Source organism: Prevotella rectalis (assembly GCF_900607215.1).
Classification (GTDB): Bacteria; Bacteroidota; Bacteroidia; order Bacteroidales; family Bacteroidaceae; genus Prevotella; species Prevotella brunnea.
Genome location: NZ_LR027822.1, coordinates 1,013,101 through 1,022,616, shown reverse-complemented (window position 1 = coordinate 1,022,616; position 9,516 = coordinate 1,013,101). Strand labels below are relative to the sequence as shown.

Annotated in this window: 7 protein-coding genes and 1 pseudogene; 5 read left to right on the top strand and 3 right to left on the bottom strand. The window is 46.0% G+C overall.

Translation table 11 applies throughout. The features are described 5' to 3' along the window. A pseudogene (locus tag E0E16_RS13740) lies at positions 1–188 on the top strand (hypothetical protein); the annotation flags it as partial. Positions 189–220: 32 nt separating this feature from the next. Further along, positions 221–1,066 (top strand): IS3 family transposase, encoded by an 846-nt coding sequence (locus E0E16_RS12640; RefSeq protein ID WP_240048166.1) that lies wholly within the window; start codon positions 221–223, stop codon positions 1,064–1,066. A 591-nt stretch (positions 1,067–1,657) separates the two neighbouring features. On the opposite strand, the gene E0E16_RS12635 is transcribed toward E0E16_RS12640, so the two are convergent. Continuing rightward, positions 1,658–2,293, bottom strand: coding sequence for a DUF4294 domain-containing protein (locus E0E16_RS12635; RefSeq protein WP_130830541.1), 636 nt, complete (start codon positions 2,291–2,293; stop codon positions 1,658–1,660). Between the two features lie 125 nt (positions 2,294–2,418). Here E0E16_RS12635 and E0E16_RS12630 point away from each other — a divergent pair, with 125 nt between their 5' ends. Then, entirely contained in the window at positions 2,419–4,407 is a 1,989-nt protein-coding gene (locus E0E16_RS12630) for a helix-hairpin-helix domain-containing protein (protein ID WP_130830540.1), read from the top strand. Between the two features lie 221 nt (positions 4,408–4,628). Here the strand turns inward: E0E16_RS12630 and E0E16_RS12625 are convergent, their stop codons facing one another. Further along, entirely contained in the window at positions 4,629–4,811 is a 183-nt protein-coding gene (locus E0E16_RS12625; RefSeq protein ID WP_255418183.1) for a hypothetical protein, read from the bottom strand. A 191-nt stretch (positions 4,812–5,002) separates the two neighbouring features. Between E0E16_RS12625 and E0E16_RS12620 the strand changes: the two genes are divergently transcribed. Then, positions 5,003–5,554: a hypothetical protein gene (locus tag E0E16_RS12620; RefSeq protein ID WP_130830539.1), complete on the top strand. Its 552-nt coding sequence runs from the start codon at positions 5,003–5,005 to the stop codon at positions 5,552–5,554. A 686-nt stretch (positions 5,555–6,240) separates the two neighbouring features. Further along, positions 6,241–8,304 (top strand): methionine--tRNA ligase, encoded by a 2,064-nt coding sequence (metG, locus tag E0E16_RS12615; protein ID WP_130830538.1) that lies wholly within the window; start codon positions 6,241–6,243, stop codon positions 8,302–8,304. Between the two features lie 202 nt (positions 8,305–8,506). On the opposite strand, the gene E0E16_RS12610 is transcribed toward metG, so the two are convergent. Then, positions 8,507–9,376: a DMT family transporter gene (locus E0E16_RS12610; RefSeq protein WP_130830537.1), complete on the bottom strand. Its 870-nt coding sequence runs from the start codon at positions 9,374–9,376 to the stop codon at positions 8,507–8,509. Positions 9,377–9,516 lie beyond the last annotated feature (140 nt).

The following is a 9,516-nucleotide window of genomic DNA, read 5'->3' as shown; positions in this document are numbered from 1 at the left end:
AGAGGTATCGTATGGCTCATAAAGAAACGAATTTGACAGACAATGAGATATTGCGCCAGAAGATAGTGAACCTCCAACACGCATTGTCTTTGGAGAAGATGCGCAGCCGTGCCTATGAGAAACTCATAGAGATAGCCGAATCCGAGGAGGGTATCAGCATCTTAAAAAAAGATGGTGCCAAACAGTAACGGCGCTGCGTGAGGAGTTTCCCGGTGTATCCGTGGAATTCCTCTGTGGGCTGTTTGGCAAGAAACGCCAGTGGTATTACGCAAGCAGCAAGCTTGTGATTTCTGAGCGGCAAAGGCGTAAACTGATAGTTGACAATGTACTCTACTATCGTGCCTGCTGTCCCGGGATAGGCGGTGTGAAACTGCACGTCCTCCTCAAGTCGGAGCTAGGTGAAGATGTTACTCATGGTCGCGACTCCTTCTTAAAACTACTTGCTTCAGAAGGACTTATGCTTCCCAAGAACAAGCGAAGACGTACAACGGACTCCAATCATCCTTATAGGAAGTATCCTAATCTTGTACAAGGTGTTACGGCAATGTATGCTAACCACATTTGGGCAGCCGACATAACCTACGTTTGGATTTACGGCAACGTCCTGTACCTCCATCTCATTACAGATGTTTACTCACATGCTGTCATAGGCTGGTGCTTATCCGAAACCATGGAGGCTATAAATACGAAGGAGGCATTGCTAATGGCAGTTAAGGCAGCCGGAGGAGGCAACCTCTGCGGAACGATACACCACTCTGACAGAGGTTCGCAATATGCCTGCCACCTATATGTTGAAACTCTTATGTGCCACCATATCAGGGTTAGTATGACAGAACGGTACAATCCTACGGACAATCCCGTGGCGGAAAGGACGAATGGAACCTTTAAGGTTGAGTGGATTTACCAGCAGGAGATGTACCGAGATTATGACCAGGCCAATATGGAAATCTCCAAGGCAATAGCCTTCTACAACTACAGACGACCGCATATGAGCATAGGAATGAAATGTCCGATGGATGTCTATAGAGGCGAACAGCCCGGGAGAAATCTTTGGAAAAAGAGATAAATGCTTGCAAAAAAGAAAAATATAACGTATCTTTGGAACGCCGAAAATATGGCGAACGACGGTCTTATGCCATCTTCACCAAAGGTCCCAGGGGGCATCGAGCCCCCTAAGACCTTGCCGAAAATATGACGGAACTTAGGTGTTGTCCATCTTCTTTTATGCAAGTGCACTGACTTCAAATTTAAACTATATAATGTTAATGTCAAGTCATTCAGTAAATAAGAAAATATTTGACAAGTAAAACAGAAATACATCGTCAGATCTGACAAGTGAATTCAGGAAAAGACAACCATTTACAAACTCGTTTTTAAAAGGTTACCTTTTGCACGCCAAAAGCTTACCTTTTGCGTTGTAAAAGCTTACCTTTTGAAAACCAAAAGCTAAGCTATTGCAAATTGATGGCTGACCATAGAGATTTTTTCCACCTTCTGTGGATGGAAAAGAACGTGCAAATTCACATAAAGTTACAATTCGTGATTGTCCCTACAGAGGGCAAACGTTGCAAACAAGAGGAGTGCCGGTTGCCAACCATTGGGCGATTACGGAATGTGCAGGGAGATATGTATTTAACCTACCTCGCTCCATAGAAGTTTACAGCTGACCTGCTTCCACTTGCAAGACTATGCGTTCGACAAGACGGTCGGCACCTTTTGGATCGTATCGTTTCTTCAAACTGGCTCCGAACATCCACGCGAAAGCCTGATAAAAACCGGCTCTCACCGGTCCGAGGAATGCCTGTATAAGCTCGTAACCGGTAGAAGAAGTTTCGCGATCGACAAGTTTTATGAGCAGCTTCCCCTGCGAATAGGTGAGTTTCTTCACGCGTGGCGTGTATTGCTCCTTGATGCTGCGCTCCACGAGCTTCATGTGCTCCTCGCGTCCTTTCTTCGTGGGAATGGTTTGCAGGTAGGAACCGGTTTCCAATATTACTTGTTTGCATTCTTTTGCCAACGGCAACACCTTTTTTATATTGGCAACAAGGCGATTGTAGGCTCTTTTTTGCTTCTCGCTCGAGAACTGCATGGGTGGGAAGATGTAGATGTTGTTTGTGCGGACATACTGAATGCTGTCAGCTCCCACCTTCGCTTTGCCGATATGAACCATGGGGACGAACGTAGGCTCATTCATGTTCACCGGGCGATCTTCGGGGTTGATGTGGTCTTGTGCCGTTGCCAAAAGGGCTACGACACAAAGAACGAAGGTTAAAAATATTCTTTCCGAACGCATAACTATGGGCAAATGTAACGATTATTTCCGATTACGACCCTATATTTTATATTATTTTGCGATTTATTTGCGGTTGCAGAAAAGATATTTTACATTTGTATGTGATTTTCACATCTCTTATCGCCATGAAACGTCTTATCATCTCGGGGCTGTTTTTCGCAATGGCATCGTTGCTCCACGCCCAAACACAACACACATGGGAAAGATATTTCCACGACTTACAACAGATGGAGGACGAGAACAGCTCGCCCCGGGAAGACGCTTTTGAGGTGCTTCTCGAATTGGAACAACACCCCATCGACCTTAACACGGCAACAAGGGAAGACTTGGAGCGCATTCCTTTTCTTACCGACCAACAGATAGAAGATATTTTGGCTTACGTGTATCAATACCACGGCATGAGATCGACTGCCGAACTCATGATGATAGAATCGCTGGACGCGACAAGAAGGCTGTTGCTGACAAACTTCATCGTTTTATCCGAAGAGGAAACAAAAAGGTTTCCCACAATGAAAAACATATTGAAACGCGGCAGGAGCAGTCTGATGCTGACGGCAAAGGTTCCATTCTATGAACGCGAGGGCGACCGCAACGGCTATATGGGGTACAAATATTCACATTCGTTTCGCTATAAATTCGGTTATGGAGAGTATTTGCAAGTAGGACTCGTGGGAGCGCAGGATGCCGGCGAGCCATTCTTTGCCGGAAAGAATCAATGGGGATACGACCACTACAGCTTTTACGCGATAGCAAGAAAGTGGGGGCGCATGAAGACAATCGTTGTGGGACGCTACAAACTGCATTGGGGAATGGGATTGGTGGCGAACAATGACTTCGGGTTCGGAAAACTTGCCCTTCTCACCACCATGGGACGCACAAATAATATCATTCGCCCTCATTCCTCACGTTCCCAAGCCAACTATCTGCAAGGAGCAGCGACAACAATGGCACTGACAAAGCACACGGATGCATCGGCATTCGTGTCGTATCGCCGGATTGATGCCACGCTCAACCGACATGGGGGCATACAAACCATATTGCAGTCGGGCTATCATCGAACGGAAAAGGAAATGGAGAGGAAACACAACGCCACGCAAACGTCAGCAGGAGGAAACCTGCAATGGCGGAACAACGGATTTCATGCCGGCATTACCGGACTTTTCGCGCACTTCGACCGACCACTCGAACCGAATAAGCGACAGGTTTACAGACTTTTTTATCCTGAGGGATATGACTTTTGGAACGTGAGCGTAAACTATGGATACATCAATCACGTGTGGAACATCAACGGCGAGACGGCAACAGGCGGTTGTGGCAGCATCGCCACACTCAACACGCTGTCGTTTCAAGCATCGAACAAACTAACGCTCACCACTGTTCAGCGATTCTATGGCTACAAATACAACGCAATCTTCGCGGAAAGTTTCAGCGAGGGAGGCGTCATCAGAAACGAGAACGGACTGCTGCTGGGGGCAAATTGGCTTCCCACCAGACATTTCACGCTGACCGCCTATACTGATTATGCCTACTTCGCAAAACCGCGTTACGGAGCATCGGCAGCAAGCGACGCATGGGACAATCTGGTGTCGGCGACATATTCACACGGAAAAATATTCGTAGCGGCTCGCTATCGGCTGAAAATCAGAACGAAAAACAATGCCAAAAAGACTCAACTTGTTAGGGAAACCACGCAGCGCGGCAGTCTGTCGCTTGCTTATGAGCAACCGAAATGGACATGCAAGACACGATTGGACTTCACGTTCAGCGATTATAAAACAAAAAGCTCGGGATATATGGTGAGCGAACAACTTGCTTATCAGCCCTTGAAATGGCTGCAACTAATTGCCACTACCGGTTATTTTCATACCGATGACTTCGCTTCGAGAATCTATCTCTATGAGCGTGGCACATTATATTCTTTCAATTTTCCGATATTCTATGGCAAAGGCGTTCGCGCCACGCTGTTCGCGCGAGCCAATCCGGGACGTTGGATGTTCATTCTAAAGGCCGGAACCACGCGTTACCGCGACCGCCGCCACATCTCTTCCGGTCTGCAACGAATCAACGCCTCTTCAATGACGGATGTGGAAATGCAAGTGAGATGGAAATTTTAGTACCGAACCTTATTTACAACGTGGTGTTCTCATCCTAATTGCCAACCACATGAAAAGCATTGTCTTTCAATGTGTAGTTGCGTTGTTCCTCTATAAAGCCTGAAATAAGTTTCTGCCAAAATAACTGAAACAGCCGTTTTTCGGGATAATCTCACATATCAAATTCATACAGACTCCTTTCCGAATCTGCATAAACCATAATGATATTTTCTTCTTCGAGCTTACTGCTCACATCGGATTTCATGACCGCCCATGTCGTTGGTTAGTTTGCCCGGCTTATGCACATTCTCGTCATCAAGGTCGCAGATGCGTCGGTCGTACTGCCACAACTGCTGTATGCGCTCCGGTGGGACAAAGCTATCGCAAACCAGCTCCTTGAAACATACTCGTGCTTTCCATTCCAACCTCCTGTACGTGATATTTGAGCATCAAATCACGCATTTCGTACAAAGAATTTATGCTGATCTTGGCACTTTTTATCGTCAAAAGGAAAGGAGATTCGGGAATTTATTTCCCGTTTTTTATTCTCGTTGGCTTATATATCGCGTTTTTTATGTAAATTTGCGTTCAAAATGAAATAATAAACCAAGAAGAGATGAAGAATAAATTATGTATTGCCATCGTTTTCGTCACAGCTTTGTTAGTATCAAGCAGTTGTGAAACAATACGAAAAGCTTCCCTCCCGGCAACAACCGATACCTCGCCAACGCAACCGACAGAGCAAAAAGTGGAGGCAGAACCGGAAGTGATAAGCATTGCTGAAGCGGAAGAAATCTTTGAGCATCCCGAAAAGACAACGGCAATAGCGAAGAAGTACGGTTACAAGCTCAAGACAGGCTACGAAATCTATAGGCTCGACAAGTTCTCCAAGATGTATTACAAGAATTGCCGCTTGGCAAAGATTCTCACCGGAACATTATACGAAGACTATCCTAAGCCTTTGCGCAAAGGCATATCAAGCTATATGGCATTCAAGGACGGCGCGATTATCATCGGTGTGTTCAACCAAAGAGTTTACGACAACCTCGTGGCGCAGGTGAAAGCTGCCGGTTACGTGATTGATATGCCCGGAAACGAGGATATCTATGTGAAAGGATCGCGCACCATTGCTTGCTATGCAGGCGCGAAGACGGTGCGCGTGCAGTAAAACGAAGCAGCTCCAGAAGGCAATTCAAACAGGATTTTTTTCGCCTCTGTAAAGTGCTGAAAAAGAGAACGTTATATTTCGTATTTTAAAATATTGCTGTCCGGTAAAACTTTTTTGGGGCTATCTGTGTTAGTTAAAATAGACTTAAACTTATTATTTCTTAGAATTATCGGTTATTTTAGGTCTTTTCTTGTCAAAATAAGTGCATTTTATAATGCTTACAGTTTGAAACTGAAAACCAAGCCCCAGGATGAGTAAAACGGCTGCAATACCGATGGATAAAGAGATACAGAGCTTTCAGTTAATTTTTACCGGACAGCAATAATTTTAAAAGCTTAGCTTTTGCGATGTAAAAGCTAAGCTTTTGCAGTGCGAAAGCTAAGCTTTTGAAATCCCATAGCTAAGCTTTTAAAAAATGTGAGAAGTTCGCTTCTCTCATAATTAAGGTTGTTCCGAGCGAGGCAATACGAATAAACATTCCGAAAAGACGATTTATTTGTTTGGCATAACAAATTTATCATAGTGAATGGTTATAAATCTGATTGACAACATCTTTATCTCATTCCTCCCGAACACATCTTTTTTACATTGTTGAGGCTTGCCGACTTTATTAAAACGCTGTTTTCCTTTGAGTTTCCCCCGAATTGCTGTAACTTTGCACTCGGATAATAAAAATCAAACGTTACATGGAAGAAAAGAAGTTTAAGCGCACCACCGTAACGGCGGCTCTGCCCTATGCCAATGGTGGTGTTCACATAGGACATCTTGCTGGAGTTTATGTTCCGGCAGATATTTACGCGCGTTATCTTCGATTGAAGAAAGAAGAAGTGATTTTTATCGGTGGCAGCGACGAGCATGGAGTACCCATTACCTTGCGTGCCAAGAAAGAAGGCATAACTCCGAAAGATGTTTGCGACCGCTACCATAAGATGATAAAAGATTCGTTTGAAGAGTTTGGTATCTCGTTCGATATCTACAGCCGCACCACTTCAGACATTCACCACAAGTTAGCGTCCGACTTCTTCCGCAAGCTCTATGACGATGGCAAACTGATAGAGAAAGAAAGTGAACAACTCTACGACGAAGAGGCAGGACAGTTCCTTGCCGACCGCTATGTGGTGGGCGAGTGTCCCCATTGCCACAACGAAAACGCCTACGGCGACCAGTGTGAGAAGTGCGGAAGTGCCCTTAGTCCAATGGAACTCATCAACCCTCATTCCACCATCTCCGGCTCGAAGCCCGTCATCAGGAAAACCAAGAACTGGTATTTACCGTTGGACAATTATCAAGAATGGTTGAAACAGTGGATTCTCGACGGACACAAGGAATGGCGTCCGAACGTGTATGGGCAGTGCAAGAGTTGGTTGGACATGGACCTTCAGCCACGCGCCATGACCCGCGACCTGAATTGGGGCATTCCCGTTCCTGTGGAAGGAGCCGAGGGGAAGGTGCTCTACGTATGGTTCGATGCGCCCATCGGTTACATATCGAACACCAAAGAACTCTGCGACCGTGAGCCGGAACGCTTCGGAGCTTGGCAAAAGTGGTGGCAAGACCCGGAAACAAGATTGGTACACTTCATAGGAAAAGATAATATCGTCTTTCATTGTCTTATCTTCCCAAGCATGCTGAAAGCCCACGGCGACTACATTCTTCCGGACAACGTACCATCGAACGAGTTTCTCAATCTTGAAAACGACAAGATATCCACCAGCAGAAACTGGGCGGTATGGCTTCACGAATATTTAGCCGACTTTCCCGGCAAACAGGATGTACTGCGCTACGTGCTAACTGCCAACGCCCCCGAAACAAAGGACAACAATTTCACTTGGAAAGACTTTCAGGAGCGCAACAACAACGAGTTGGTAGCAGTTTATGGCAACTTCGTCAATCGCGCTTTGCAGCTCACCAAGAAATATTGGGACGGCATCGTGCCGGCTTGCGGTGAATTGCAAGAAGCTGATCGGCAGGCAATACAGGAATTTAAGGACGTAAAAGAAAAGGTGGAGAGCTACCTTAACGTGTTCAAATTCCGCGAGGCACAGAAGGAAGCCATGAACTTGGCACGCATAGGCAACAAGTATATCGCCGAATGTGAGCCATGGAAAATTTGGAAGACCGACCCGAAACGCGTAGAAACCATACTCAACATCTCGCTTCAGCTCGTTGCCAATCTCAGCATTGCATTTGAACCGTTCTTGCCTTTCAGCAGTAAGCGACTGCGCGAGTTGATAAACATGACGGAATATGAATGGAGTGCGTTGGGCTCCACCGACTTGCTACCTGCCGGACACCAACTGAACGAACCACAATTGCTCTTTGAGAAGATAGAAGATGAGGCGATAAACGCCCAGTTGCAAAGGCTCGCCGACACGAAAAAGGCAAACGAGGCAGCCAATTACAAGGCACAGCCCGTGAAGAAAGAAATACCTTTCGATGATTTCGAAAAGCTCGATATTCGCGTGGGGCACATCGTTAGTTGCGAGAAGGTGAAGAAAAGCAAGAAACTCCTGAAGTTCATCATTGATGACGGCTCGGGTACGGAACGCACCATCCTTAGCGGAATAGCCGCCTTTTATGAGCCCGAACAGCTCGTGGGTAAGGATGTGCTCTTCATTGCCAACTTCGCTCCACGCAAAATGATGGGCATCGAGAGTCAGGGAATGATACTCTCCGCCGTCAATTTCGATGGTTCGCTGAGCGTTACCACCACTTTGGATAATGTAAAACCCGGCAGTCAGGTAGGATAAGCCTGCCTCTTGCACCACAAGAACCATCCTCCGACCATATCTTGTCTGAGGATAAACCTGCAAACAAGCCCCATGAGGTTGCGACACCTCATGGGGCTTATTGATGGTGTGGGTAAAGACGGGGATTAAAACCATTCCGAAAAACTCTCGGTATGAATGGGAAAAACCTCAATACAACATGAAAAGAAGTGTGAGACCCGTGCTATTTCTTTAGTATAATCAAAATTACCGCCGACAAGATGAGCACGATTCCAATGGCAAGTCTGAACGTAAAAATTTCACCAAACACAAATGTGCTGATGACAACTGCTGTAACGGGTTCCAAAGCTCCTAAAATGGAAGCCTGAGTGCTGCCAATATGCTGAATGGCAATATTGATATAGTAGAGCGAAAGCAGAGTGGCCAGCAGTGCCAGCTGAAGTGTGCAGAGCCATGATAAAGCATCGCACAGCATTTGTAGTCGGTCGCCGATGAACAGCATGTAACCAATGATGGTAAGCCATCCAAAGAATATGATCCAAAAAGTGAACTTAACAGGCGACATATCGGTCTTAAACTGATTGACATAGACGATATAAAGCGCGTAAAGGAACGATGACCCCAATACCAACAATATGCCCGTTGGACTCAAAGTCTCACCGCCATCACCCCGATATAGCAGTCCGATGCCCAAAACGGCAAGCAGAATGGACAGCGTTGTTCGCCAACTGAGACGCTCGTGGTAAAACACCACCATCAGAATGGCTGTAATAATGGGATAAGAGAAGAGAATAGTGGATGCCACGCCTGCATTCATGAAGTGGAAACTGGCAAATAGCATGATGGAAGAAAAACCGAAGAAGGAGCCAAGGATAGCGAATTTTATGGCATGTCCCCATTTTACACCAAACGTTTCCTTGCGCAGCAAGAGCCATGCTGCCAACATCAGCACAGTTAGCCCATAGCGATAAAACAGCACGTTGCCTGAGGTGATGCCGCGTTCGTAAAGGGGCAACGCTCCCAGTGGGTTGGTACCGTAGAAGATGGCGGCGAGAATACCTGCAATATAACCTTTGGTGTGTGATTTTATCATATCCTATTCGTTTGAAATCAGTAAAAGATTCTTTTTCGGTCAGCCACGAAAGCACCTCGTGAGATGAATACCGGAAACCCGAAATTGGGGAAAAAGCGACTGCAAAGGTACACATTCTTTGCACAAAAAGTTATGATACG

Coding starts and splice junctions, on each gene's coding strand:
- E0E16_RS12610 (WP_130830537.1), bottom strand. CDS start 9,376: ATGATAAAATCACACACCAAAGGTTATATTGCAGGTATTCTCGCCGCC.
- E0E16_RS12630 (WP_130830540.1), top strand. CDS start 2,419: ATGAAACGTCTTATCATCTCGGGGCTGTTTTTCGCAATGGCATCGTTG.
- E0E16_RS12635 (WP_130830541.1), bottom strand. CDS start 2,293: ATGCGTTCGGAAAGAATATTTTTAACCTTCGTTCTTTGTGTCGTAGCC.
- metG (WP_130830538.1), top strand. CDS start 6,241: ATGGAAGAAAAGAAGTTTAAGCGCACCACCGTAACGGCGGCTCTGCCC.
- E0E16_RS12620 (WP_130830539.1), top strand. CDS start 5,003: ATGAAGAATAAATTATGTATTGCCATCGTTTTCGTCACAGCTTTGTTA.